Origin of the sequence: Pseudomonas sp. P4795 (assembly GCF_048822895.1) — a bacterium.
In the GTDB taxonomy this organism is placed as follows: Bacteria; Pseudomonadota; Gammaproteobacteria; order Pseudomonadales; family Pseudomonadaceae; genus Aquipseudomonas.
In genome coordinates this window covers 1-26,752 of the sequence record NZ_JBMFBT010000006.1, presented here as the reverse complement: position 1 = coordinate 26,752, position 26,752 = coordinate 1, and the positions used below count along the sequence as shown (strand labels likewise).

Genomic DNA, 26,752 nt, shown 5'->3' with positions numbered 1-26,752 from the left:
CCGGACAGTGTCGGGGATCAGCCAATCCGACCGCAAGCACAAAACCAAAAAGCCGCATGAAAACCCGAGGGTCGTCATGCGGCTTTTTTAGCGCTGGCCGATTTGATCGGCCAATGATCAGATCAACCGATCATTCCTTGGCGGCTTTCGCGGGTTTCGCGGCGGTGCGTTTGTCGTCAACGGTCCACTTGCCACCATCGAAGTAAGCCTTCCAGCCGGTAGGCTTGCCGTCGACTTCGGTCTGCACGTATTGCTCCTTGGTCTTGCGGCTGTAGCGGATTACCGCTGGCAGACCATCAGGATCCTTCTGCGGAGCGTCACACAGGAAGTGATACTTCGGATCGATCTCGTCCTTGTGCGGCAGAATCTCGAGCACCAGCGGAGCACGCGTCTCGCGGTTTTTCGGGAACTGACTGGCAGCGAGGAACAGACCAGAAGCACCGTCGCGCAGGATATAGGTGTCGTTGACCTTTTCGCATTTCAGCTCAGGCATCTTCACCGGATCCATCTTCGGCGGCGCTGCGTCACCGCTTTTCAGCAGTTTGCGGGTGTTCTTGCAGGTCGCGTTGGTGCAGCCGAAGAACTTGCCGAAACGGCCGGTCTTGAGCTGCATCTCGCTACCGCATTTGTCGCATTCCAGGCTCGGGCCTTCATAGCCTTTGATCCGGTAGCTGCCTTCTTCGATTTCGTAGCCAGCGCAGTCCGGGTTGTTACCGCAGATGTGCAGCTTGCGCTTCTCATCGAGCAGGTAAGCGTCCATCGCCGTGCTGCAGATCGGGCAGCGATGCTTGCCGCGCAGTACCAGCGATTCCGACTCACCCTCGTCGTCCGCAGCGATTTCATCGCCCGGCACCAGATTGACGGTGGCCTTGCAGCGTTCTTTCGGCGGTAGGCTATAACCCGAACAACCGAGGAACACGCCGGTCGATGCGGTACGAATCTGCATCGGACGACCGCAAGTGGTGCACGGAATATCGGTCATTACCGGCTGGTTGGCACGCATGCCGGATTCCGGATTTTCGGCTACTTCGAGCTTCTTCTTGAAGTCGCCGTAAAACTCGTCCAGCACATTCTTCCAGTCGCGCTCACCCTGAGCCACGTCATCGAGGTTCTCTTCCATGCCAGCGGTGAAGCCGTAGTCCATGAGGTTGGAGAAGCTCTCCGACAAACGCTCGGTGACGATGTCACCCATCTTTTCCGAATAGAAACGACGGTTGTGCAGGGTCACGTAGCCGCGATCCTGAATGGTTGAAATGATCGCTGCGTAGGTCGAAGGTCGACCGATGCCGCGTTTTTCCATTTCTTTCACCAGGCTGGCTTCCGAATAACGCGCCGGCGGCTTGGTGAAGTGTTGAGTCGGATCAAGCTTGATCAGCTTCATCACATCGCCCTGTGCCATGTCGGGCAGAACGTCGTCATCGCCCGGCTTGGTGATTTGCGGCATGACACGGGTATAACCGTCGAACTTCAGGATGCGGCCCTTGGCGCGCAGCTCGAATTCGCTGGCAGCAACAGTGACGGTGGTCGACAGGTATTGCGCCGGCAGCATCTGGCAAGCCAGAAATTGGCGCCAGATCAGCTCGTAGAGGCGCTCAGCATCGCGCTCCATGCCTGCCAGCTTGCTTGGCGTGGTGTTGGCGTCGGATGGACGAATTGCTTCGTGAGCCTCTTGTGCGCCTTCCTTGCTGCTGTAGACGTTCGGCGCTTCCGGCAGGTAATTCTTGCCGAACTCGGTTTCGATGTATTCGCGCGCCATCGTCACGGCATCGGCCGAGAGATTGGTCGAGTCGGTACGCATATAAGTGATGTAGCCGGCTTCGTACAGACGCTGAGCCATCATCATGGTTTTCTTCACGCCGAAGCCCAGGCGGTTGCTCGCGGCCTGTTGCAGAGTCGAGGTGATGAAAGGTGCCGACGGCTTGCTGCTGGTCGGCTTGTCTTCGCGCTTGACGATGCTGTAGCTGGAAGACTTGAGCTTCTCCAGCGCGCCCATGGCCTGCGCTTCGTTGAGCGGCTTGAAGGCTTCACCCTTCTCGCGCGCCACTTCGAAACGTACGGTCGAGCCTTTGGTGGTGCCGAGATCGGCATGCACTTCCCAGTACTCTTCCGGGTTGAACGCGCGAATTTCACGCTCACGCTCAACCACCAGCTTCACGGCTACCGATTGCACGCGACCGGCGGACAGACCACGAGCGATCTTGGCCCAGAGCAGCGGCGAAACCATGTAGCCAACAACGCGGTCGAGGAAACGACGCGCTTGCTGAGCATTGACGCGGTCAATGTCAAGTTCGCCTGGCTTGGAGAAGGCTTCCTGAATCGCCTTCTTGGTGATTTCGTTGAACACCACGCGCTTGTAGCGGCTGTCATCACCACCGATGGCTTCGCGCAGGTGCCAGGCAATGGCTTCCCCCTCGCGATCCAAGTCGGTTGCGAGATAGATGGTGTCAGCATCTTTGGCGAGCCGGCGCAGCTCTTCTATGACCTTTTCCTTGCCCGGGAGGATCTCGTACTGGGCTTTCCAGCCCTGATCGGGATCGACACCCATGCGCGAGACAAGCTGCTTGCGCGCCTTCTCTTTCGGCGTGAGCACCGGCGCTTCACCTGCGGCAGCCTTGCCGCGCTTGGCGGCTGGCTCTTTGCTGGCGCTAGCCGAACCGCTGGTGGGCAGGTCTCGGATATGGCCGATACTCGACTTCACCACGTATTGGTTGCCCAGATACTTGTTGATGGTCTTGGCCTTAGCCGGGGATTCCACAATGACCAGCGATTTGCCCATGGATCAGAAAATTCCTGAATTCTAGAAGTGAAAGGCGGTTGGCGCCTGACGCGGCACCGCTATATATAGTGGCTACAAGGTGAGGTCAAGCGCAGGGTATTGCGCGCACTCGCCTTATGGCCTGGAAAAAAGGCTTGGTTCGGCTTGCACCAAAGCAAAGCGTGGGACCTGCTCGCCGTCAACCTCGACGGACTCCAGAAACATGCTCAAGGGACGCACCCAAAAGCCGTAATCGCCATACAGGGCTTGGTAAAACACTACTTCTTCTTCAGTCTCGGAATGCCGCGCGACGTTGAAAACGCGGTACTGCGGACCTTTGTAATGCTGGTAGAGCCCAGGTTGTATCGGCATGGTTTGGCCCTCCCTCAATTTTTTTCAAAATAAAAACAAAATAAATCCACAAAAACAAAAACCGGGGCACTTGGCCCCGGCTTCCATCGACAAGACGCTTAGACGCGTTCGAAGACGGTGGAGATGCCTTGGCCGAGACCAATGCACATGGTAGCAACCCCGAAGGTGCCGCCATTCTGCTTCATCACGTTGAGCAAAGTGCCGGAAATCCGTGCACCGGAGCAACCGAACGGGTGACCAAGGGCGATCGCGCCGCCGTGCAGGTTAACCTTCTCGTTCATCTTGTCGAGTACTTTCAGATCTTTCAGCACTGGCAGAGCCTGTGCAGCAAAAGCTTCGTTGAGTTCGAAGAAGTCGATATCGTTGATGCCAAGGCCCGCACGCTTAAGTGCTTTCTGGGTAGCCGGTACCGGACCATAGCCCATGATTGCCGGATCCACACCCGCCACCGCCATCGAACGGATTACCGCCAATGGCTGAATGCCGAGATCCTGCGCACGCTGCGCCGACATCACGATCATGCATGAAGCACCATCGGTGATCTGCGACGAAGTACCGGCAGTCACGGTGCCGCCCTTTGGATTAAAGGCTGGCTTCAACGCCGCCAGGCTTTCCAGGGTGGTTTCCGGACGAATGGTTTCGTCGTAGTCGAACAGTTTCAGGAAACCGTTCTCGTCGTAGCCCTGCATCGGGATGATTTCGTCTTTGAACTTGCCTTCCAGGGTCGCCTTGTGAGCGAGCTGGTGCGAGCGCACGCCGAAAGCGTCCTGTTGTTCGCGAGTGATACCGTGCATTTTGCCGAGCATTTCCGCGGTCAGGCCCATCATGCCCGAGGCTTTCGCCGCGTACAGCGACATGTGCGGGTTCGGATCGACACCGTGCATCATGCTCACGTGGCCCATATGCTCGACGCCACCAACCACGAACACGTCACCGTTACCGGTCATGATTGCTTGCGCAGCAGTGTGCAGAGCGCTCATCGACGAGCCGCACAGGCGGCTGACGGTCTGGCCGGCAGCAGTGTGCGGGATCTGGGTCATCAGCGACGCCATGCGCGCGATGTTCCAGCCCTGCTCCAGAGTCTGGTTCACGCAGCCCCAGATCACGTCTTCGACTTCGTTCGGATCAACCTTGACGTTGCGTTCCAGCAATTTGCTGATCAGGTGCGCCGACATGTCTTCGGCGCGGGTGTTGCGGTGCATGCCGCCCTTGGAGCGGCCCATCGGAGTACGACCGAAGTCGACAATCACGACGTCTCTTGGATTCAAGCTCATAAAATTTCACTCTCGCTCAAAAGTTGGGACGCTTAACCGAAGAACCGTTGGCCGGTTTTGGCCATTTCACGCAGTTTCGCGGTCGGGTGGTACAGCGCGCCCAAATCAGCGTACTGGTCAGCCAGGGCAACGAACTCGGCAACACCGACGGAATCGATGTAGCGCAGCGCGCCGCCACGGAATGGAGGGAAACCGATACCGTAAACCAGACCCATGTCGGCTTCGGCGGCGGTCTCGACAATGCCGTCTTCCAGGCAACGCACGGTTTCCAGGCAGAGCGGGATCATCATCCAGTTGATGATGTCTTCGTCGGTAACTTCGCGCTGCTCGTAAACGATCGGCTTGAGCACCTCCAGAACCGACGGGTCAGCAACTTTCTTCTGCTTGCCCTTCTTGTCGGTCTCGTAGGCGTAGAAGCCCTTGCCGTTCTTCTGGCCAAGGCGCTTGGCTTCGTACAGCACGTCGATGGCCGAACGACGGTCATCCTTCATACGATCCGGGAAGCCTTCAGCCATCACGTCACGACCGTGGTGACCGGTGTCGATGCCGACCACGTCCATCAGGTATGCCGGGCCCATCGGCCAGCCGAATTTTTCCATGACCTTGTCGATACGGACGAAGTCCACACCGGCGCTGACCAGCTTGGCGAAACCGCCGAAGTACGGGAACAGTACGCGGTTGACCAGGAAGCCCGGGCAGTCGTTGACGACGATCGGGTTCTTGCCCATCTTCTTGGCGTAGGCAACGGTGGTGGCGACAGCCAGCTCGCTGGACTTCTCACCACGGATCACTTCCACCAGCGGCATCATGTGCACCGGGTTGAAGAAGTGCATGCCGACGAAGTTTTCCGGACGCTTGAGGGCTTTGGCCAACAGGCTGATGGAAATGGTCGAGGTGTTGGACGCGAGGATGGTGTCCTCTTTGACCTTGTCTTCAACTTCAGCCAGTACCGCTTGCTTGACCTTCGGGTTCTCGACCACTGCTTCAACCACCAGATCGACGTGACCGAAGTCGCCGTAGGACAGGGTCGGACGAATGCCGTTGAGCACTTCAGCCATTTTTGCTGGAGTCATGCGACCTTTATCAACGCGGCCAACCAGCAGTTTGGCGGCTTCAGCCAGACCCTGCTCGATACCGTGCTCGTTGATATCCTTCATCAGGATCGGTGTACCTTTGGAGGCCGACTGATAAGCGATACCGCCACCCATGATGCCAGCGCCCAGTACGGCGGCCTGCTTCACGTCTTTGGCTATTTCGTCGTAGGCCTTGGCCTTTTTCTTCAGTTCCTGATCGTTCAGGAACAGACCGATCAAGCTCTGCGCGGCAGAGGTCTTGGCCAGTTTGACGAAACCGGCAGCTTCGACTTCCAGCGCTTTGTCGCGACCGAAGTTCGCAGCCTTCTGGATGGTCTTGATCGCTTCAACCGGCGCCGGGTAGTTCGGGCCAGCCTGACCAGCCACGAAACCTTTGGCGGTTTCGAAAGCCATCATTTGTTCGATTGCGTTCAGCTTGAGCTTTTCCAGCTTCGGCTGGCGCTTGGCCTTGTAGTCGAACTCGCCGGAAATGGCGCGCTTGATCAGCTCCAGGGCAGCCTCTTGCAGCTTCTCGGGAGCAACTACGGCATCGACTGCGCCGACTTTCAGCGCGTCTTCAGGACGGTTTTCCTTGCCTGCGGCAATCCACTCGATGGCGTTGTCGGCACCGATCAGGCGCGGCAGACGCACGGTACCGCCGAAGCCCGGGTAGATGCCCAGTTTGACTTCCGGCAGACCGATCTTGGCCTTGGTGGACATGACGCGGTAGTCCGCCGCCAGACACATTTCCAGACCGCCACCGAGGGCGATGCCGTTGATCGCGGCGACAGTCGGAACGTTGAGGTCTTCGAAATCGCTGAAGATCTTGTTGGCTTCGAGATTGCCAGCAACCAGCTCCGCATCCGGCAGCTTGAAGTTCTCGACAAATTCGGTGATGTCGGCGCCGACGATGAATACGTCTTTGCCACTGCTGACGATCACGCCCTTGATCGAAGCATCTGCCTTGATGGTGTCTACGGCCTGACGCAGTTCGTTCAGGGTTAGACGGTTGAACTTGTTGACGGACTCACCCTTGAGGTCGAATTTCAATTCGACGATGCCACTTTCAAGAGCTTTAACCGTGATGGCTTTACCTTCGTAAATCATCAACTGATCTCCACGATATGGAAGCTGAACAGTACACGTCGGACGCAGGCGAACGGTTTGGCAGGACGTTGTTTCGTCGCTGCTGACACCAATCCACCCGGCACACCCGCCAACGCGATAGTCGGGATTTTGTAGGAGCGGTCTGCAATACAAACGCTCAATTCATACGGCCGTTTGATTTGGGTACGTCACCTTCACGGAATTTCCGACAATTGTCAATCGCCCGAAATACGGGTTGAAATGCGACTTTGCAGTCATTTCCGTAGGACGCAGCCCTGCGACACCTCGCCGCACGCAAAGCCATTCATAAGATCAATTGTTAGAAATGTCGCCCTAATTCGCGGCGGGACTTGTTTAAAAGGCTACGCTGGCAGGACTACAAAGAAAAACGCCCAACAGATTTACCGGCCTGCCTGGCCTACCCCGCCCGATGAATCATGTCGGGCTTTTTATTGCGCGTCTGCCGGACGTTTCGCACCGTTGCAGTGCGAAATGTCCGCGAGTCATGCCAGCGCTTTCAGAGTGGCATCGATATTCTGCAAAACCGTCGCCTCGCCCTTCTCACCCCAGTACAAGGCGATCATTTGCTTGTCGGCTTCAACCTTGAACACGTTGTCCGGCAATTTTTCGAAATGATTGAGCAACGCCAGATCTTCACACGGCTCCTGCCATTGATTGACCCACAAACCCGGAGATTTCTGCCAGTAGCTCCAGCACGCCGGCCGACTGCCGCGCCGTGGCCGAATGTACTGCGCACACGGGTTCGGCGGCTCCTGAGCGAGCCAGTGCGGCCACTCCTGCTTCGCGAGTTGCATGGTCAGGCCGATACGGCGCGCCTCTGCTCTGAGGGCGATCCGTCCGCTCTGCGCGCGCGAGGGGCGCAACCATGCCAGCGGACTCAAGACCACCAGCAGGATTGACACCACTAACCAGACCGTCATATCTCTACTCCCGATTTTTCGAATGAGCGCATTGCGTCACTTTGGAACCAATGCGCTTGAAACCAGCCATACTTAACAATATTGAACCCTCACGAGGAGCACCTCATGCCCTACCACCACATCCTGGTCGCCGTAGACCTGACCGAAGAGTGCGACCCTGTGATCCACCGCGCCCGTGAGCTGTCGGTGAGCAACACGGCCAAGCTGTCGCTGGTGCATATCGTCGAGCCGATGGCCATGGCGTTCGGCGGCGATGTGCCAATGGATCTGTCACAACTGCAACAACAGCAGTTCGATCAGGCCAAGGAGCGGCTTGAGCGCTTGAAGCAAAAGTACCCTGAGCTTGTGGGCGCCAATTGCCACCTGACCTACGGCCAGCCGCGTCAGGAAATCCACCACTTCGCCAAAGAACAGACTTGCGATCTGATCGTGGTCGGCAGCCATGGTCGTCACGGCCTGGCACTGCTGCTCGGTTCGACCGCCAACGATGTGCTGCACGGCGCACCTTGCGATGTGCTGGCGGTGCATCTGGTCAAGCGCTGATATTTCAGCAGCGCTTGCAAAAAGCCCGGCCTCACGCAAATGAGGCCGGGCTTTTTTAAGGCGCGATCAATCAGGCATCCAGCTCAGCCCAACGCTCGACCAATACTTCCAGCTCAGCCTGCAACTGCTCCAGCGAAGCGATCACCTTGGCCGTCTCTGCCGCAGGACGCTGATAGAAGCCGCCATCGGCCATCTCGGCTTCGACTGCAGCAATCTGCTGCTCCTTGGCATCGATGTCGCCCGGCAACGCTTCCAGCTCGCGCTGCAGCTTGTAGCTCAGCTTCTTCTTGGCAGCAGGCGCGGCAGCAGCGGCCGGAGCCGGCGCAGCGGTGACTACGGCCGAGTTCAAGTCAGCCTTGCCGGATTTGCTTTCAGTCACGCCGAGCAGGCGCGGCGAACCGCCCTGACGCAGCCAGTCCTGATAACCACCGACGTACTCGCGAACCTTGCCTTCACCTTCGAAGACCAGGGTGCTGGTCACCACGTTGTCGAGGAATGCCCGGTCGTGGCTGACCATCAGCACGGTGCCGTTGAAGGTCAACAGCACTTCTTCAAGCAGTTCGAGGGTTTCCACGTCGAGGTCGTTGGTTGGTTCGTCGAGCACCAGCAAGTTCGCCGGTTTGCTGAACAGCTTGGCCAGCAGCAGACGCGCACGCTCGCCGCCGGACAAGGCTTTGACCGGAGTCCGGGCACGTTGCGGGCTGAACAGGAAGTCGCCCAGGTAGCTCAAGACGTGGCGGCTTTGGCCGTCTATGTCGATGAAGTCGCGACCTTCGGCAACGTTGTCGATCACGGTTTTTTCCAGATCCAGCTGATGGCGCAACTGGTCGAAGTACGCGACGTCGATCCGCGTGCCCTCTTCCACTTTGCCGCTGGTTGGCTGCAAGCCGCTGAGCATCAGTTTCAGCAGCGTGGTCTTGCCGGTACCGTTGGCGCCGAGCAGACCGATACGGTCGCCGCGCTGCAGGACCATGGAGAAATCCTTGATCAGGAACGGGCCGCCCGGGTGCGCGAAGCTCACGTTATCGAGCACCATCACCTGCTTGCCGGACTTGTCAGCGGTGTCCAGCTGAATGTTGGCCTTGCCGGTGCGCTCGCGACGCTCACTGCGCTCAACACGCAGGGCTTTCAACGCACGCACGCGGCCTTCGTTACGGGTACGACGGGCCTTGATGCCCTGACGGATCCACACTTCTTCCTGGGCCAGACGCTTGTCGAACAACGCGTTGGCGGTGGCTTCGGCAGCCAGTTCGGCTTCTTTGTGCACGAGGAAGCTGGCGTAGTCGCCGTTCCAGTCGATCAGGCCGCCGCGATCCAGTTCCAGAATGCGCGTGGCGAGGTTTTGCAGGAAAGAACGGTCGTGCGTGATGAACAGCACGGCGCCCTGGAAATCCTTCAGCGCTTCTTCGAGCCAGGCAATCGCACCGATGTCGAGGTGGTTGGTTGGTTCGTCGAGCAACAGCAGATCCGGCTCGGACACCAACGCCTGCGCCAGCAGCACGCGACGACGCCAGCCGCCGGACAACTCGGCGAGAGTCTTGTCAGCGGGCAGTTGCAGGCGGCTCAGGGTGCTGTCGACCAGGGTCTGCAAGCGCCAGCCGTCACGGGCTTCGAGGTCGTGCTGAACGTGCATCAGCTTGTCCAGATCCGCGTCGGTGACGATGTTCTGGCTCAGGTGATGGTATTCGGCAAGCAGCGCGCCAACGCCGTCGAGGCCCTCGGCCACCACGTCGAATACTGTCCGCTCGTCGGCCACGGGCAATTCTTGCGGCAATTCGCCGATTTTCAGACCGGGGGCACGCCAAACGGAGCCGTCATCGGGCTTCTGGTCGCCCTTGACCAGTTTCATCATGCTGGACTTGCCAGTGCCGTTGCGGCCGATGATGCACACCCGCTCACCACGGGCGATCTGCCAGGACACCTTGTCCAACAACGGCATCGCGCCGAATGCAAGGGACACATCGCTGAATTTGAGCAGGGTCATGAGCTTCTCCAAAAACCGGGGGCGCATTCTACCTGAATCGAGACCCGAACAGGCCGGCAATTTCACCGCTGAAGCACTCTGCACAACATTTGTTGCGATCTTGTGCAACAAGGCCGGCAAAGCTTTCGCCGCTTGCTGGCAAAAGGCTAAGCTACAGACAATTCAGTGCCGGTTTGATCGCCGGTGCTTGTCATGATTTCTCTGCCCGGATGTCTCATGCGCAGTCGCCTTTTCAGTGTTTTGTCCTGTTTGCTACTTTCCGCCGCTGCCGTTCAATCCGCCCAGGCGGTGGACCTGTCCACCCAACGTCAGTATTACGATGAAGCCAAGCGCGCTCTGGCCAAGGGCGATACCGGCCCGTATTTCCGTTACAGCCAGGCCTTGGCCGATTACCCGCTCGAGCCGTATCTGGCCTACGACGAGCTGACCGCCCGCCTGAAAACCGCGAGCAACGCGGAAATCGAGAAATTCCTCGCCGAACACGGTGACCTGCCTCAGGCAAACTGGATGAAGCTGCGCTGGTTGCGCTGGTTGGCCGATCGCGGCGACTGGGCGACCTTCGTCAAGTACTACGACCCGAAACTCAATTTCACCGAGCTAGACTGCCTGAACGCGCAGTACCAGATCAGCCACAACCAAAAGACTCAAGGTTACGCCAACGCCGACAAGCTTTGGCTGACCGGCAAATCGCAGCCGGCCGCGTGCGATGCACTGTTCGGCATCTGGGCCGCCGAAGGTCAACTGACCGAACAGAAACGCTGGGAGCGCACCAAACTCGCCGCACAGAATCGCAACTATCCGCTGGCTAACAGCTTGGTCAACGGCCTGACCACCCTAGCCCCGCGTGGTCGTTTGTTGGTGGATGTGGCGCAAAAACCTGAGCTGCTCAACCAACCGTCGCGCTTCACCCCGGCCGACGAGCCGATGTCCGACGTGGTCAGCCTCGGCCTGCGCCGTCTGGCGCGTCAGGACCCGGACAAGGCCATGGCCCTGCTCGACGGTTACGCCAGCAGCATGCATTTCTCTCGCGATGAGAAAGTCGCGATTGCCCGGGAAATCGGCCTGACCCTGGCCCGGCGTTTCGACAGTCGCGCGCTGGACGTGATGACCAAGTACGACCCGGAACTGCGCGACAACACCGTTTCCGAATGGCGCCTGCGTCTGCTGTTGCGTCTGGCGCGTTGGGACGATGCCTATCAGTTGACCCGCCGTCTGCCACAGGATCTGGCCACCACCAATCGCTGGCGCTACTGGCAGGCGCGCAGCCTCGAGCTGGCCCAACCGCAGAACCCTGAAGCCCAGACTCTGTACAAAAACCTGTCCCGCGAGCGTGATTTCTACGGTTTCCTCGCCGCCGACCGTTCGCAATCACCGTACTCGCTGAACAACAAACCGCTGGTGCTCAGCCAAGCGCTGATCAACAAGGTTCGCAACACGCCGGGCGTACGCCGTGCGCTGGAATTTCACGCACGCGGGCAGATCGTCGATGGTCGTCGCGAGTGGTACCACGTCAGCCGGCATTTCAACCGCGATGAAATGGTTGCTCAAGCCAAATTGGCTTACGACCTGAAATGGTATTTCCCGGCAATCCGCACTATCAGTCAGGCGCAGTACTGGGACGACCTGGACATCCGCTTCCCGATGGCCCACCGCGAGACGCTGGTACGCGAAGCCAAGGTGCGTGGCCTGCATTCGAGCTGGGTGTTCGCTATCACGCGTCAGGAAAGCGCATTCATGGACGATGCTCGCTCTGGCGTTGGCGCCAGCGGCCTGATGCAACTGATGCCCGGTACGGCCAAGGAAACCGCACGCAAGTTCAGCATCCCGCTCGCCTCACCACAGCAAGTGCTCGACCCGGACAAGAACATCCAGCTCGGCGCCGCTTACCTGAGCCAGGTGCACAGCCAGTTCAACGGCAACCGCGTGCTCGCCTCGGCCGCCTACAACGCCGGCCCCGGCCGCGTGCGTCAGTGGCTGCGCGGCGCCGATCATCTGAGTTTCGATGTCTGGGTGGAAAGCATCCCGTTCGACGAAACCCGCCAGTATGTGCAGAACGTGCTGTCTTACTCGGTGATCTACGGTCAGAAACTCAACTCGCCGCAGCCGCTGGTGGATTGGCATGAGCGGTATTTTGATGATCAGTAAGTACGCAGTGATTTATAGACTGCTCGCGTAAACAAAAAATGCCCGCATCGAGAGATGCGGGCATTTTCTATGACGCTCTACTTGGTCGGTGACTTAGTCGGTTACTGGGTCGGTCGAAGCACTTGGCCCATCACTGAACTGCAACGCCGCCAATCGCGCATACAGCGGATTGCTCGCGATCAGTTCCTGGTGCGTACCAATGGCCACTAACTTGCCCTGATCCATCACCGCAATCCGGTCGGCGTTTTTCACCGTGGCCAGGCGATGTGCGATCACCAGGGTGGTGCGGTTTTTCATCAGGCTCGGCAGAGCTTCCTGAATCAGGTGTTCGCTCTGTGCGTCGAGGGCGCTGGTGGCCTCGTCGAGCAGCAGAATCGGTGCGTCCACCAGCAATGCGCGGGCGATGGCCAGGCGTTGGCGCTGACCGCCGGACAGGCCGAGGCCGCCGTCACCCAGATGGGTCTGGTAGCCGTTGGGCATTTGTTCAATGAAGTCGTGGGCGTGGGCGATCTTCGCCGCCTCCACTACTTGCTCCAGCGTCGCGTTCTGACAGCCGTAACGGATGTTTTCCTCGACGCTGCCGAAGAACAGCGCCGGGGTCTGCGATACCAGTGCAAAGCAACGGCGTAAATCCAGCGGATCGAGGCTGGTCAGCGGCACGCCGTCGATCAGGATTCGACCTTCACTGGGATCGTAGAAGCGCAGGAGCAAGTCGTACACCGTGGACTTGCCCGCACCTGACGGCCCAACCAACGCCAGGGTTTCGCCCGCATTGATCGTCAGATTCAAGCCGTCAACGGCGTATCTTTCTGGACGCGAAGGGTAGGAAAAACGCACGTCCTGCAATGCCAGTTCGCCTCTGACCCGTTCCGGCAATTTCACCAGACCACTGGCCGGAGGCTGAATGATGTTCTCCGAACGCAGTAGTTCGGCGATCCGCTCCGCCGCACCCGCAGCGCGCTGCAGCTCACCAATCACTTCGCTCAAGGTGCCGAAAGCGCTGCCGACGATCAGGCTGTAAAACACGAACGCCGCCAGCTCACCGCCAGAAATGCGTCCGGCGATGACGTCCATGCCACCGACCCAAAGCATTACAGCGACAGCGCCGAGCACCAGCACAATCACCATGGTGATCAACCATGAGCGCTGGTAGATGCGTTTGCGTGCAGTGTCGAACGCCTGCTCGACCGTCGTCGCAAAACGCTGCTCATCCTGCACCTGATGGTTATAGGCCTGAACGGTTTTGATCTGACTGAGGGTTTCGGAAACATAGCTGCCGATGTCGGCCACCCGATCCTGGCTCAGCCGCGACAGGTTGCGCACACGACGTCCGAAAATCAGAATCGGCGCGACCACCAGCGGTAACGCAATCACCACAATGCTGGTGAGTTTCGGATTAGTGATGAACAGCAGGACGATCCCGCCGATCACCATCAACAGGTTGCGCAGGAACATCGACAGCGACGAACCGATCACCGATTGCAGCAGCGTGGTGTCGGCGGTCAGGCGCGACTGGATTTCCGAACTGCGGTTGTCTTCATAGAATCCGGGATGCAGATACACCAGATGATTGAACACTTGCCGACGGATATCCGCGACCACGCGTTCACCAATCCATGAGACCCAGTAAAACCGCGCAAACGTGCCGATTGCCAGACCAACGACCATCAACATGAACAGGCCGATGGACTGATTGAGCAAATGTGGCGACTGGGTCATGAACCCGCGATCCACCATCAACTTGATGCCCTGCCCCATCGACAACGTGATGGCAGCAGTGACAATCAGCGCGAGCAGCGCCCACAGCGCTTGCCACCGGTATGGCGCGAGAAACCGGCTCGTCAGGCGGATGGCGCGACGGTGTCGGGGAGTCAGCAGTGAGATCATTCAGGTTCACATCCATGTTGAGGAATAGGCCAGCCTAGACCATCTAAATGGGGTGGAACTCTGTAAATCACAATGAGTCAGGTTAATTATGACCGTCAAGACTAGGGCCTAGATGCTATTGGTCTAAAGCCCCGGTTGAGACAAACGGTCATTTCTGTTTGAGTGGAGATGCCGTTGGGAACGACCGCAGGGAGCTGTCACAGCCCGGTCACCTGACGGTTTTAACCTAGGCGCACAACCTGATGAGGAGACAGGCCATGTCCTTGCAACACAGCAGCGAAGACAAGATTGAAGTGATCCGCACCAAACCCGGCCAGACTCTGGGTTGCTCGATTATCGATGAGCATGGGCGCGAAGTACCGATCACTGAAGACATGATCCAGCAAGCATGCAGCGAACTGGAAAAGCGATTGGTCAAGCCTGCCGAACAAGAGTGATATAGCCAACGTCTTCCTGACCCGGCCCCTTTTGGCCGGGTTTTTTCTGTCTGCGTTTTAGATCGTGAGCGCGCCGAGTGCAGAAACAATCTGGCGCAATTTCGGCGAGTCGCCTTCGATCCGCACTTTCAGCCCTTCGATCTCGCGCCGCGCCGGATACTGCTTGCGCAACACATCGAACGCCGCACGCTGTTCACCGACATTACCTACAAGACTGCGGCGAAAATCCGCATCGTCACGGCGCGGGTCGTACACGCCACGGCATAACATCGCCAGCGCCCAGGCCGGATCGGTCTCGGCATGCAGGGAAACTTCTGACAACCATGGTGCCGGCAGCAAATCACTGAGCTGGATGCTCGCAGGCTGGCCGATGAAATCGCAGTACGCCTGATAGATCTGCGCCGTCCCGCGCTGTTTGCCGTCGAGGCTGTAGCCGGCAATGTGCGGGGTCGCCAGCACGCAAAGATCGGCCAGCGCCACATCGACCTCAGGTTCTGCTTCCCAGACATCGAGCACCGCTTGCAAGTCTTCGCGCTCCAGCAAGACTTTGCGCAGTGCGGCGTTATCCACCACCGGGCCGCGAGCCGCGTTGATCAGCCAGGTTCCGGACTTGAGTTGCTGCAAACGCTGCTGATCAAACAGGTGCCAGGTCGCGCCTTCACCGCTGCGGGTCAGCGGGGTGTGCAGGCTGATCACGTCGCACTGCTCGATGATCTGCTCGAGGCTGACATAGTCGCCCCCCTCGGCAGCCTGACGCGGCGGATCGCAGACTTTTACGTTCCAGCCCAAGCCTTGCAGGACCGTGATCAATCGCCCGCCGACTTCACCGGCACCCACGACGCCATAGGTGCGCTGATTCAGATCGGCGCCTTCGATTTCGGCCAACGTCAGCAAACTGCCGAGCACGTAATCGACCACGCCACGGGCATTGCAGCCGGGCGCACTGGACCAGGTAATGCCAGCCTCGTTGAAATAGTCGAGATCCAGATGATCAGTGCCGATGGTGCAGGTGCCGACAAAACGCACCTGGCTGCCCTCAAGCAGCGCGCGGTTGACGTTAGTCACGGAACGCACCAGCAACACGTCGGCCTCGGCGACCGTGGCGCGATCGATGGAGCGGCCCGGCACGCGGCGGATCTCGCCGAAACCGGCAAAAAAGGCGTCGAGCAGCGGGATGTTTTCGTCGGCAACAATCAGCATGGCGGGGCTCCTTGGGCGGATCGGCAGTTTAGGTGCAGATCCGTTGATGAGCCAGCAGGCTATACGATTACAAATGCGCAACAGAGGATTTTTCCTGACCATGGCGTCAGCGGCGTAGAATGCCCCGCCTTGCGTATCAACCCCTAGTGGACGCTTTGCCTGTGAATTCCGTAACTGAACAACCTGCCGTTGCCCTGAATCGCCCCGCCCGAATTCGCCTCGAGCTGAAGACGCTGCTGACCCTCGCGCTGCCGATCATGATCGCGCAACTGGCGACTACCGCCATGGGCTTCGTCGATGCGGTGATGGCCGGCCGCGTCGGGCCCAAAGATCTGGCGGCAGTCGCGCTGGGCAACTCGATCTGGGTGCCGGTGTTTCTGCTGATGACCGGTACCCTGCTGGCCACCACACCGAAAGTCGCCCAACGCTTTGGCGCCGGTACGCACAGCGAAATCGGCCCGATTGTGCGGCAGGCATTGTGGCTGGCATTGGTGGTCGGCTTGATCGCCACCGCCATGCTGATCTGCGCCGAACCGATCCTGCATCTGATGAAGGTCGATCCCGAATTGATCGGCCCGTGCATGCAGTATCTGCATGGCATCGCCAGCGGTTTGCCTGCGGTGGCTTTCTACCATGTGCTGCGCTGCTTCAGTGATGGCCTCGGTCGCACCCGTCCGGCAATGGTGCTGGGGCTGTGCGGTCTGGCGCTGAATATTCCGCTGAACTACGTGTTCATTTATGGCCACTTCGGCGTGCCGGCCATGGGCGGCGTCGGTTGCGGCTGGGCCACGGCGATTGTGATGTGGGTGATGACGCTGGGTCTGGCCGGTTATGAGCGCTGGGCGCCGGCCTACAAATCCAGTGAGCTATTCAGCCGCTTCGACTGGCCGCAATGGGCGGTGATCAAGCGCTTGCTGGCAATTGGTCTGCCGATCGGTGTAGCGGTGTTTGCCGAGTCGAGCATCTTCGCGGTGATCGCGCTGTTGATCGGCAGCCTCGGCGCCACCGTGGTCGCCGGGCATCAGATCGCGCTGAACGTCAGTTCACTGGTGTTCATGATTCCGTATTCGCTGGGCATGGCCGTCACCGTACGCGTCGGCCAGGCATTGGGCCGGGAAGAACCGCGTGAAGCGCGGTTTGCCGCAGGTGTCGGCATGGGCACCGCGCTGGCTTACGCGTGTCTGTCGGCGAGCATGATGCTGCTGATGCGCGAGCCCATCGCTGCGATCTATACCGCCGATCCGACGGTCATTCACATCGCGGCGATGCTGATCGTGTACTCGGCGCTGTTCCAGTTTTCCGATGCGATTCAGGTCACCGCCGCTGGCGCCCTGCGTGGTTATCAGGACACCCGCGTGACGATGATCCTCACCCTGTTCGCTTATTGGGGCATCGGGCTGCCAGTGGGTTACGCCCTCGGCCTCACCGACTGGCTCGGCGAGCCACGCGGCCCGAGCGGTTTGTGGCAAGGCTTGATCGTTGGGCTGAGTTGCGCGGCGGTGATGCTGTCGATCCGCCTCGCCCGCAGCGCTCGCAAGCGCATTCGAGTCAGCCGTTCGCCGGGCTGATCGGGCATAAAAAAAGACCTGCAGATGCAGGTCTTTTTTTGCCTTGCGATCAACCGGACTTCTTGCGAATCCAGTACAGATACGTGCCGGCATCTTCGTGCTGGCCGACCAGTTCGTGGTCGAGAAACACGCAGAACTTGGGAATGTCACGGCGGGTCGAGGGATCGGTGGCGATCACCTTGAGCAGCCCACCAGGCACCAGGTCACGGATGTGCTGGTGCAGCATCATCACCGGCTCCGGGCAGTTGAGCCCGGTGGCGTCGAGGGTGCCATCGACCGGCGTATCGATCATTTCACTCATGATTCACTCCTGAAACTGGCCGGCATTGTCGCGCATTGCCGGGTGTTTGGTCACCTGTCGCACCCTCAGCGGGTTTTCGGTTTCTTCATGTCATGCCGACGCAAATGGCAGGTCACTTCCTCGCGGTCGTGATACAGCTGCTTGCAGCCGATATCGACCTTGATCCCGCGCGCCTTGAAGCCATCGGCGATGCGTTCGAGCAGGCGCTTCACTTCGGCATAACGCTGCTTCATCGGCAACTTGAGGTTGACCACCGCTTCACGGCAATGGCCCTCGCCGATCCACTCTTCGAGCATCGCCGCGTTGCGTGCCGGTTTCTCGACGATGTCGCAGACCATCCAGTCCACCGGTTGACGCGGTTTGAAGGTGAAGCCATCGGCCATCAAGTGCTGCACCAGACCGGTGTCCATCAGGCTTTCGGCCATCGGGCCGTTGTCGATGGCAGTCACCAACATGCCACGGTTGACCAGTTGCCAGGTCCAGCCACCGGGCGCTGCGCCGAGGTCAACGCCGGTCATGTCGCTGTGCAGACGCTCATCCCACTGATCGCGCGGGATGAAATGGTGCCACGCCTCTTCCAGCTTCAAGGTCGAGCGGCTTGGCGCGTCGCGCGGGAACTTCAGGCGCGGAATGCCCATCGGCCACATCGCCGAATTGCCCGGCTCAGCGAGGCCGAGAAACACTTCGCGGCCACTCTTGAAGGTCAGCAGCAGACGCGGCTTGCTGGCGTCGTCCACCAGTTTGCCGGCGCCGGTCAGGGCCTTGCGCAGCGGGCCTTCGAATTTCTTGCAGAAGTTCGACAGTTCTTTGCCATCGTTGGTATCGACGACTTCCAGCCACAGGCTGCCGCACACCGGGAAATCGGCCATCTGCGCGAGGATCACGCTGATGCGATCGGTTTCCGGCAGATCGATGAACAATCCGCGCGCCCATTGACGCGGGAAGATCAGCTCGGCGAAACGCTGGCCGCGCATCAGGCGCTCGGCGCCATCGGCCTCAGTGCAGACGAATTCGGCGCAAGCGCTGACCGCTTTGGCCTTTGCGTAGCCGGACACGTTCAACTGTGCGGCGAGATCGGAAATTTCCGAACAGACTTCGCCTTCGAAACCTGGCCGGCAATGCATGAATAGGGTGTTCATTCTTACTCCTGGGCAGAGGGCGGACATTCGGCCCCTGCGCGATGCCCAGACTTGCGTTGAAGCAAAGCCTGTCACGAAAACCGGCGCATGATAGCCGATGTCGGAACCTTGGACTCGCCCATAGAGTCCAGTAATTAGCCTTAAGCGCCAAACGGGACTAGGTTTAAGCCTCAGTCCGAGCCCTCAATCCGTAGCCGTGCGGATTCGAAAGGAGTCATTTCAATGCCGTCCCTCGATAGCCTGAAAACCCTTAAAACCCTGCAAATCGATGCCAAGACCTACCACTATTTCAGCCTGCCGGAAGCCGCCAAGACCTTGGGCGATCTGGACCGGCTGCCGATGTCACTGAAAGTTCTGCTGGAAAACCTGCTGCGCTGGGAGGACGAAAAAACCGTCACCGGCGCCGACCTCAAGGCGATTGCCGCCTGGCTCAAGGAGCGCCGCTCCGACCGCGAAATCCAGTACCGCCCTGCTCGCGTATTGATGCAAGATTTTACCGGCGTCCCGGCGGTGGTCGATCTCGCGGCGATGCGCGCCGCCATGGCCAAGGCCGGCGGCGATCCGCAGCGAATCAATCCGTTGTCGCCGGTGGATCTGGTGATCGACCACTCGGTGATGGTCGACAAGTTCGCCAGTCCCAGTGCGTTCGAGCAGAACGTCGACATCGAGATGCAGCGCAACGGCGAGCGCTACGCCTTCCTGCGCTGGGGACAGAGCGCTTTTGACAACTTCAGCGTCGTGCCGCCAGGCACCGGGATCTGCCATCAGGTCAACCTTGAATACCTCGGGCGCACGGTGTGGACCAAGGACGAAGACGGCCGCACCTATGCGTTCCCCGATACGTTAGTGGGCACCGACTCGCACACCACCATGATCAACGGCCTCGGCGTGCTTGGCTGGGGTGTCGGCGGGATCGAAGCCGAAGCGGCGATGCTCGGGCAACCGGTGTCGATGCTGATTCCGGAGGTGATTGGTTTCAAGCTCACCGGCAAGCTCAAGGAAGGCATCACCGCCACCGACCTGGTGCTGACCGTCACCCAGATGCTGCGCAAGAAAGGCGTGGTCGGCAAATTCGTCGAGTTTTATGGCGACGGTCTGGCCGAGCTGCCGCTGGCGGATCGCGCGACCATCGCCAACATGGCACCGGAATATGGTGCCACCTGCGGTTTCTTCCCAGTCGACGACGTCACCCTTGAATACCTGCGCCTGTCCGGTCGCCCGACTGAAGTGGTGCAACTGGTCGAGGCTTACACCAAAGCCCAGGGCCTGTGGCGTCTGCCGGGGCAAGAGCCAGTATTTACTGACAGCCTGGCGCTGGACATGGGCAGCGTCGAGGCCAGCCTCGCCGGGCCGAAACGTCCGCAGGACCGGGTTTCGCTGCCGAATGTCGCACAAGCCTTCAGCGATTTTCTCGACCTGCAATTCAAACCGACCAGCAAAGAAGAAGGACGCCTGGAAAGCGAAGGCGGCGGCGGTGTCGCGGTGGGTAATGCCGATCTGGTCGGCGAAACTGATTACGAGTCTGAAGGGCGCACCTATCGCCTGAAAAACGGCGCGGTGGTGATCGCCGCGATCACTTCCTGCACCAACACCTCGAACCCGAGCGTGATGATGGCCGCCGGTCTGCTGGCGAAAAAAGCCGTGGAGAAAGGCCTGACGCGCAAACCGTGGGTCAAGACTTCGCTGGCGCCGGGTTCGAAAGTGGTTACTGATTACTACAAGGCTGCCGGGCTGACGCAGTATCTTGATCAACTGGGTTTTTCACTGGTCGGTTATGGCTGCACCACGTGCATCGGCAATTCCGGGCCGCTGCCGGAGCCGATCGAGAAAGCTATCCAGAAAGCCGACCTCGCCGTGGCGTCGGTGCTGTCCGGTAATCGCAACTTCGAAGGACGCGTACATCCGCTGGTGAAAACCAACTGGTTGGCGTCGCCACCACTGGTAGTCGCTTATGCGTTGGCCGGTAGCGTGCGCACCGATATCAGCAGCGAACCGCTGGGCACTGACCAACAGGGCAATCCGGTATACCTGCGCGATATCTGGCCGAGCAGTAAAGAGATCGCCGATGCGGTCAGCCAGGTCAGCACCGCGATGTTCCACAAGGAATATGCCGAAGTGTTTGCCGGCGACGAACAGTGGCAAGCCATCGAAGTGCCGCAGGCGGCGACCTATGTGTGGCAGGACGATTCGACGTACATCCAGCACCCACCGTTTTTCGATGACATTGGCGGGCCGTTGCCGGTAATCAAGGATGTGCAAGGCGCGCGAGTACTGGCGCTGCTTGGCGACTCGGTGACCACCGACCACATCTCCCCTGCCGGCAACATCAAGACTGATAGTCCCGCCGGGCGGTACTTGCGTGAGAAAGGTGTGGAGCCGCGCGACTTCAACTCTTACGGCTCACGTCGAGGAAATCATGAGGTGATGATGCGTGGCACCTTTGCCAATATCCGCATCCGTAACGAGATGCTCGGCGGCGAAGAAGGTGGCAACACGATCTATATTCCGACCGGGGAGAAACTGCCGATTTACGACGCAGCTATGCGCTATCAAGCCTCTGGCACGCGGCTGGTGGTGGTTGCCGGCCAGGAATACGGCACTGGCTCGAGTCGTGACTGGGCGGCTAAAGGCACCAATCTGCTTGGCGTGAAAGCGGTGATCGCTGAAAGCTTTGAGCGCATCCATCGTTCCAACCTGGTGGGCATGGGTGTGTTGCCGCTGCAGTTCAAACTGGATCAGAACCGCAAGAGCCTTAACCTCACGGGCAAGGAGACCTTCGAGATTCAGGGGCTGACAGGTGTCGAGCTGATGCCCCGGATGAATCTGCCGCTGGTGATCACCCGCGAAGATGGGCGCCAGGAGAAAATCGAGGTGTTGTGCCGCATCGATACGCTGAATGAAGTCGAGTACTTCAAGGCTGGCGGGATTTTGCATTATGTATTGCGCCAGTTGATCGCCTCGTAAAACTGCCAGATACGCAAACACCGCCAATTGGCGGTGTTTGTTGTTTGGGACGGACGCTTTTCGACAGACGAAAAAAACCCGCCGAAGCGGGTTTTCCCAAGACCATTATCGACTCCCTGTCGGCAGCGATCCTTGCTAATGGTCGATCATCCATGATCCTGAAACACTCCCTGTGCTTCAGTTGATGTAGCTAGATTACGCGCTGGATCCAATCGGCAATAGTCGTCAAAGCTACCATCGCGTGTAAGACATTCGCTATAGCGCTCCTTCCGTAAACCCCTAGGGATGTCAGGCCTCAAGCGCCGAAGCCGCGAGTTGTGCGACTTGCAGCTGTCCGGCAGCCGCTTTTTGATCATCATCCTCCAAAAACCACGCAGCGGATAATCCGGCGAATGCCAGCACCCATTGCAGCAACCTTTCACGATCCAGCGCCGCTGCCTCGACGATGACGTCGATTTGTCGCAGGAAACGCTCGGGATCGGTGGCGGTCGGCAGCTCCGGGTTGCAGATCAGGTTGGCGTAGTCATAACCGCGCTCACCCCGGACGCGTTTAGGGTCGATGGCCAACCAGCCGCGCGGACCGAAATCGAGAACGTTGTCGTGGTGCATGTCGCCGTGCAGCACGACAACGTCCTGGGGGCTGGCGAGCAAGGCTTCCGCAGTTTGCAGGCTGCGGGCGTAATGTCCTGACGCACCGGTAACAGACGACTACCGGGCGTGGTGATCGGCGCGCCGTCCGGCACCAATGCCCAGCGCCTCAGCCACACATCAAACACATCGAGTTCAGCCACCTTCACGTTCGCGGGCACTCTCGATCAGGAAATGTTCGAGTCGACTCAATTGCTCTTCCCAGCCACGGCTGTCCATGTAGTACGCCTCTTTCTGACGAATGTCTGGAATGTGCGCAAAACCGGACTCGGAGACCTTGAGCAGTGTGCCTTCCTCGTAGTCTTCCAGTTCGAACTTGACCAGCGTGGTCGGCTCCTGGGAGTAATCGATCTTCGGGTTGACCGCATACGGATGCCAGCGAAAGGAAAACAACTGCTGCGGCTCGACTCGCTCGACCAGCACATTCCACAGCACATGTTCATAACCGGGATATGTGACCTGCCCCTGTGTCCACTCCCCCGCAATAAACCGCCGGCCCTCCAGCGCAACGCCAAACCACTGGCCGAACGCCTCGGCATCCACCAGAGCGCGCCACACATGAGAGCGCGGCGACTTAAGCGTGATTTTCCGTTCAAAGCTATTAGGTACTGGTTTCATACGTCACCTCCTGTTCTGAACAGTAGGCTTGTATGACCACATGTCCAACCTGAAGTTGTATCAATCCAGTGCAACAGGCTCGCTTCAAGGCAACATCTGGCGGCATTAACTGGCGCCTGTTTTGCAGATTGTGGGCAATTCTTAGCGTCGAACCTGCTACCGTTTGTAGCGATTTTGCACAACACAAGGATGTAACCATGCAGCCTTCCCTTCTCGAACGCTACCGTGGCGCCCTGCTCGGGCTGGCTTGCGGCGACGCAGTGGGAACCACTGTCGAATTCCAGCCGCGCGGTTCGTTCCAGCCGCTGACCGACATGGTCGGTGGTGGGCCCTTCCGCCTGAAGCCGGGTCAATGGACCGATGACACCTCGATGGCGTTATGCCTCGCAGAAAGTCTGTTGAATAAAAACGCGTTCGACGCAGCTGATCAGATGGGGCGTTATCTCAATTGGTGGCAGTGGGGTTATCTGAGTTCGACCGGCGAATGCTTCGACATCGGTATGACAGTGAGCCGGGCGCTCGCCCGTTATCAAAATACGGGAGAGCCTTTCGCTGGCTCCACCGATCCCGACACCGCCGGCAATGGTTCACTGATGCGTCTGGTACCGGTCGTTCTGTTTTACTTTCCCGATATGCTGCCAATCAAACAGTTCGCGGCTGAGAGCTCGCGAACCACGCACGGCGCGCCCGAGGCTATCGAGTGCTGCGAATTGTTTGCAGAACTGATCGGCAAGGCACTGCAAGGGGCTTCAAAGACCGATCTGCGCAGCCTGCCGCACACAGTCTTCAGCCAGCCAAAAGTTGCCGCGATTGCACATGGTGATTACCTGGAAAAAAACCTGAGTGAAATACGCGGCAGCGGCTACAGCGTGGACTCTCTGGAAGCAGCGCTATGGTGTTTCCAGCACACAGAGAGCTTCGCTGAGGCAGTCCTGCAAGCGGCCAATCTGGGGGATGACGCCGACACCACCGCTGCTATCGTTGGTCAATTGGCGGGGGCTTATTATGGAGTCCGCGCAATACCGTCCAACTGGTTGGCACAATTGCATGAGGGTGAAGACATCGCGGCGATCGCGGAACAGCTGTTCGACGCATCGAGACTGCGCGGACATTGTTAAGCAAGCAGAATCCGGGACTTGTGTAGACTCAGTGATTACTCCAACGATCCCCCCGGAGTTGAGCATGCAGCTCTAGCGAAATACCAGCTTGTGCTTAGCGCTGCTGAGCCTGCCATGCATGCCTTTCCAGACTTTGACGACAGAGAGATGCTCCATGTCCCCACGCCTGCTGCTGACTTTGACACCATTATTCTTGACCCCCCTCGCCCATGCAGCCGTCGACTGCGCCCATGCCAGTGATCAGGCGACCATGAATCAGTGTGCATCGCAGGAAAACAAAGCGGCGGACAAGGAACTGAACACGGTGTATCAGCAGATCATCGCGCGATTGAAGGACAATCCAGACAGCAAAAAGCTGCTGGTAAGCGCACAGAAGGCGTGGATTGGATTTCGGGATGCCGAATGCAAGTTTTCCGCATCGGGAGTTGAAGGTGGGAGTGTTTACCCGCTGATCCTCAATAACTGCATCACCGGGGTAACCAAGGTCAGAACCGAGGCTCTCAAGCAGTATTTGAAGTGCGAAGAGGGTGACATGAGCTGCCCGGTACCCGGCGCCTGATCATCGCTACTGCTCGAGGGCCTGCCTCAGGCCTGCCTCACTCTGCATGACGTTCAGAGCTAAACGTGAGGATCACCGGGTGCTTTGGCAGGGGCTGCATATTGCGGCTTGAGGTGACCATCCTGGTCGAGCAGCCAGGCGTCCATGATCTTTCGCACGACAGGGCCGGCAACACGACCACCCGCCTCGCCGTTTTCGATCATCACTGATATTGCGATCTTCGGATGCTCGGCCGGGGCAAACCCAACGAACAAGGCGTTGTCGCGGTGACGTTCGAGGGTTTTCGCACGGTTGTAACGCTCACCCTGCTTGATCGCCACCACTTGCGCGGTACCGCTCTTGCCAGCGATGCGATATTGCGCGCCGGCCGCTGCTGCCCGCGCAATGCCGCGGGCGTCGTGCATGACCATCTGCATACCGTGGTTGACCTGCTCCCAGTCGCGCGGGTCCTTGAGCAGGATGTTCGGCATCGGGTGTTCGTCCACTGGCGCTAAGCCGTCGACGGTTTTCGCCAGATGTGGACGGTTCCATACGCCTTTGTTGGCGATCAGAGCGGTGGCCTGGGCCAGTTGTAGCGGTGTGACTTGCATATAGCCCTGACCGATGCCGAGGATCACCGTCTCACCGGGGAACCAGGCTTGGCGACGGGTTGCGCGTTTCCAGGCTTGAGACGGCATCAGACCGGAAGACTCTTCGAACATATCCAGCGAGACCTTTTCGCCCAAGCCGAACATCGCCATGTAATCGTGCAGACGATCAATGCCGAGCTTGTGTGCGAGGTCGTAAAAGTAAGTGTCGTTGGAGCGCATGATCGCCGCGTCCATGTCCACCCACCCATCACCGCTATGGTTCCAGTTGCGGTACTTGTGATCGAAATCCGGCAGTTGGTAGTAGCCGGGATCGAAGACGCGGGTCTGCGGGGTGACTACGCCGGAGTCGAGGCCGGCAATCGCAACTTCTGGTTTGATGGTCGAACCTGGCGCGTACAGGCCACGCAGCACTCGATTGAACAGCGGTCGGTCGATAGAATCGCGCAGTGCTGAATATTCCTTCGAACTGATGCCGGTCACAAACAGGTTCGGGTCGAAGCTCGGGTTGCTGACCATGGCCAGCACCTCGCCGGTGGACGGATCGAGTGCGACTACCGATCCACGACGATCACCCAATGCGGCTTCGGCGGCTTGCTGGAGTTTTACGTCGAGGCTCAGAACTATGTTTTTCCCAGGCACAGGATCCGTGTGTTTGAGCACTCTTAATACGCGGCCCTGCGCATTGGTTTCTACTTCTTCGTAACCGACGTGGCCGTGCAGTTGCGGTTCGTAGAATCTTTCGATACCGGTTTTGCCGATGGACTGAGTACCACGGTATTCCACGGAGTCGAGGATCTTCGATTCTTTTTCGTTGATACGACCGACGTAGCCGATGGAGTGCGCGAATTGCGCGCCAAATGGGTAGTTGCGAACGAATTGCGGCTCGACGTCCAAACCTGGCAGACGGAACTCATTGACCGCCAACACAGCGATTTGCTCCTCGGTGAGTTCATAGAACAACGTCACCGGCGTGAACGGATGGCGCGATTGCTTCATGGCCTTGTCGAACACCGAGCGATCTTCGCTCGGGAGGTGCAACAGGCTGATGACTTCGTCCAGTTCTTGATTGACGTTGTCGGCGCGCTCGCGGGTGATGGTCAGGTTGTAGCTTGGGCGGTTGTCCGCGAGCAGCACGCCGTTGCGATCGTAGATCAGGCCACGTGTCGGGGGAATCGGCAGGACATGAACACGATTGTTCTCGGAGATGGTTGAGTGGTAGTCGAATTCCACAACTTGCAGGATGTAAAGACGCACCACCAGCGCACAGCTGATCGCGAAGACGAGTAAAGCGCAAGCAATCAGCCGCTTGTTGACCAGCCGCGTCTCTTTCTCATGATCCTTGATGGGTATTGGTTCAGGCATTTCTGCAGCAACTCTTTGAAAAATTAAGCCGATCCTTGAGCGTGACATCAGTCCGTTAAAAAACGAGCTGCACCATACCAAAAACCCGACAGTCCTTCAGAGAGAATTCCCTGAATGCTTGGAGTGGCGACGGCGAGAGGATGGAATTCGAGCGCTTTTTCGCGGCC

19 protein-coding genes and 1 pseudogene are annotated in these 26,752 nt (G+C 58.9%); 7 read left to right on the top strand and 13 right to left on the bottom strand.

Going from position 1 to position 26,752, the window contains the following annotated elements:
- Positions 1-130 precede the first annotated feature (130 nt).
- The 5 genes from topA to ACOI8A_RS18110 all read right to left on the bottom strand — a co-directional run bounded on the left by topA (position 131) and on the right by ACOI8A_RS18110 (position 7,522).
- On the bottom strand, positions 131-2,776 hold the full coding sequence (topA, locus tag ACOI8A_RS18130) for a type I DNA topoisomerase (RefSeq protein WP_420650643.1): 2,646 nt from the start codon (positions 2,774-2,776) through the stop codon (positions 131-133).
- A gap of 114 nt (positions 2,777-2,890) precedes the next feature.
- Positions 2,891-3,127: a DUF1653 domain-containing protein gene (locus ACOI8A_RS18125; RefSeq protein WP_095165329.1), complete on the bottom strand. Its 237-nt coding sequence runs from the start codon at positions 3,125-3,127 to the stop codon at positions 2,891-2,893.
- 98 nt (positions 3,128-3,225) lie between these two features.
- On the bottom strand, positions 3,226-4,401 hold the full coding sequence (fadA, locus tag ACOI8A_RS18120) for an acetyl-CoA C-acyltransferase FadA (protein WP_010456360.1): 1,176 nt from the start codon (positions 4,399-4,401) through the stop codon (positions 3,226-3,228).
- 32 nt (positions 4,402-4,433) lie between these two features.
- The gene (gene fadB, locus ACOI8A_RS18115) at positions 4,434-6,581 is read right to left on the bottom strand and encodes a fatty acid oxidation complex subunit alpha FadB (protein WP_420650642.1); all 2,148 of its coding nucleotides are present in this window, start codon (positions 6,579-6,581) and stop codon (positions 4,434-4,436) included.
- Positions 6,582-7,084: 503 nt separating this feature from the next.
- A complete protein-coding gene (locus ACOI8A_RS18110; protein WP_420650641.1) occupies positions 7,085-7,522 on the bottom strand; it encodes a hypothetical protein in 438 nt (145 codons plus the stop codon).
- 105 nt (positions 7,523-7,627) lie between these two features.
- On the opposite strand from ACOI8A_RS18110, the gene ACOI8A_RS18105 reads away from it, so the two are divergent.
- Positions 7,628-8,065, top strand: a complete 438-nt coding sequence (locus tag ACOI8A_RS18105; protein ID WP_420650640.1) for a universal stress protein — start codon at positions 7,628-7,630, stop codon at positions 8,063-8,065.
- A 70-nt stretch (positions 8,066-8,135) separates the two neighbouring features.
- On the opposite strand, the gene ACOI8A_RS18100 is transcribed toward ACOI8A_RS18105, so the two are convergent.
- Entirely contained in the window at positions 8,136-10,049 is a 1,914-nt protein-coding gene (locus ACOI8A_RS18100) for an ATP-binding cassette domain-containing protein (RefSeq protein ID WP_420650639.1), read from the bottom strand.
- A gap of 216 nt (positions 10,050-10,265) precedes the next feature.
- Between ACOI8A_RS18100 and ACOI8A_RS18095 the strand changes: the two genes are divergently transcribed.
- A complete protein-coding gene (locus tag ACOI8A_RS18095) occupies positions 10,266-12,194 on the top strand; it encodes a transglycosylase SLT domain-containing protein (RefSeq protein ID WP_420650638.1) in 1,929 nt (642 codons plus the stop codon).
- A gap of 93 nt (positions 12,195-12,287) precedes the next feature.
- Here ACOI8A_RS18095 and ACOI8A_RS18090 read toward each other — a convergent pair whose 3' ends face one another.
- Positions 12,288-14,081: an ABC transporter transmembrane domain-containing protein gene (locus tag ACOI8A_RS18090; RefSeq protein WP_420650637.1), complete on the bottom strand. Its 1,794-nt coding sequence runs from the start codon at positions 14,079-14,081 to the stop codon at positions 12,288-12,290.
- A gap of 257 nt (positions 14,082-14,338) precedes the next feature.
- Here ACOI8A_RS18090 and ACOI8A_RS18085 point away from each other — a divergent pair, with 257 nt between their 5' ends.
- Positions 14,339-14,518 (top strand): PA1571 family protein, encoded by a 180-nt coding sequence (locus ACOI8A_RS18085; RefSeq protein ID WP_420650636.1) that lies wholly within the window; start codon positions 14,339-14,341, stop codon positions 14,516-14,518.
- A 57-nt stretch (positions 14,519-14,575) separates the two neighbouring features.
- On the opposite strand, the gene pdxB is transcribed toward ACOI8A_RS18085, so the two are convergent.
- Positions 14,576-15,718, bottom strand: coding sequence for a 4-phosphoerythronate dehydrogenase PdxB (pdxB, locus tag ACOI8A_RS18080; RefSeq protein ID WP_420650635.1), 1,143 nt, complete (start codon positions 15,716-15,718; stop codon positions 14,576-14,578).
- Positions 15,719-15,879: 161 nt separating this feature from the next.
- Here pdxB and ACOI8A_RS18075 point away from each other — a divergent pair, with 161 nt between their 5' ends.
- Entirely contained in the window at positions 15,880-17,286 is a 1,407-nt protein-coding gene (locus tag ACOI8A_RS18075; RefSeq protein ID WP_420650634.1) for an MATE family efflux transporter, read from the top strand.
- Between the two features lie 49 nt (positions 17,287-17,335).
- On the opposite strand, the gene tusA is transcribed toward ACOI8A_RS18075, so the two are convergent.
- Together tusA and rlmM are read right to left on the bottom strand one after the other, a co-directional pair.
- The gene (gene tusA / locus ACOI8A_RS18070) at positions 17,336-17,587 is read right to left on the bottom strand and encodes a sulfurtransferase TusA (RefSeq protein ID WP_420650633.1); all 252 of its coding nucleotides are present in this window, start codon (positions 17,585-17,587) and stop codon (positions 17,336-17,338) included.
- A 65-nt stretch (positions 17,588-17,652) separates the two neighbouring features.
- Positions 17,653-18,726 carry a 23S rRNA (cytidine(2498)-2'-O)-methyltransferase RlmM gene (gene rlmM, locus ACOI8A_RS18065; RefSeq protein WP_420650632.1) on the bottom strand — a complete coding sequence of 358 codons (1,074 nt, stop codon included), beginning with the start codon at positions 18,724-18,726 and terminating at the stop codon, positions 17,653-17,655.
- 222 nt (positions 18,727-18,948) lie between these two features.
- Between rlmM and acnA the strand changes: the two genes are divergently transcribed.
- Positions 18,949-21,690 carry an aconitate hydratase AcnA gene (gene acnA / locus ACOI8A_RS18060; RefSeq protein WP_420650631.1) on the top strand — a complete coding sequence of 914 codons (2,742 nt, stop codon included), beginning with the start codon at positions 18,949-18,951 and terminating at the stop codon, positions 21,688-21,690.
- A 288-nt stretch (positions 21,691-21,978) separates the two neighbouring features.
- Here acnA and ACOI8A_RS18055 read toward each other — a convergent pair.
- Together ACOI8A_RS18055 and ACOI8A_RS18050 are read right to left on the bottom strand one after the other, a co-directional pair.
- A pseudogene (locus ACOI8A_RS18055) lies at positions 21,979-22,377 on the bottom strand (aminoglycoside phosphotransferase family protein); the annotation flags it as partial.
- 96 nt (positions 22,378-22,473) lie between these two features.
- On the bottom strand, positions 22,474-22,956 hold the full coding sequence (locus tag ACOI8A_RS18050; protein ID WP_420650630.1) for an SRPBCC family protein: 483 nt from the start codon (positions 22,954-22,956) through the stop codon (positions 22,474-22,476).
- A gap of 197 nt (positions 22,957-23,153) precedes the next feature.
- On the opposite strand from ACOI8A_RS18050, the gene ACOI8A_RS18045 reads away from it, so the two are divergent.
- Together ACOI8A_RS18045 and ACOI8A_RS18040 are read left to right on the top strand one after the other, a co-directional pair.
- Positions 23,154-24,074 (top strand): ADP-ribosylglycohydrolase family protein, encoded by a 921-nt coding sequence (locus ACOI8A_RS18045; RefSeq protein WP_420650629.1) that lies wholly within the window; start codon positions 23,154-23,156, stop codon positions 24,072-24,074.
- 154 nt (positions 24,075-24,228) lie between these two features.
- Positions 24,229-24,633: a lysozyme inhibitor LprI family protein gene (locus ACOI8A_RS18040; RefSeq protein WP_420650628.1), complete on the top strand. Its 405-nt coding sequence runs from the start codon at positions 24,229-24,231 to the stop codon at positions 24,631-24,633.
- 59 nt (positions 24,634-24,692) lie between these two features.
- Here the strand turns inward: ACOI8A_RS18040 and mrdA are convergent, their stop codons facing one another.
- Positions 24,693-26,585 carry a penicillin-binding protein 2 gene (gene mrdA / locus ACOI8A_RS18035; protein ID WP_420650627.1) on the bottom strand — a complete coding sequence of 631 codons (1,893 nt, stop codon included), beginning with the start codon at positions 26,583-26,585 and terminating at the stop codon, positions 24,693-24,695.
- Positions 26,586-26,752 lie beyond the last annotated feature (167 nt).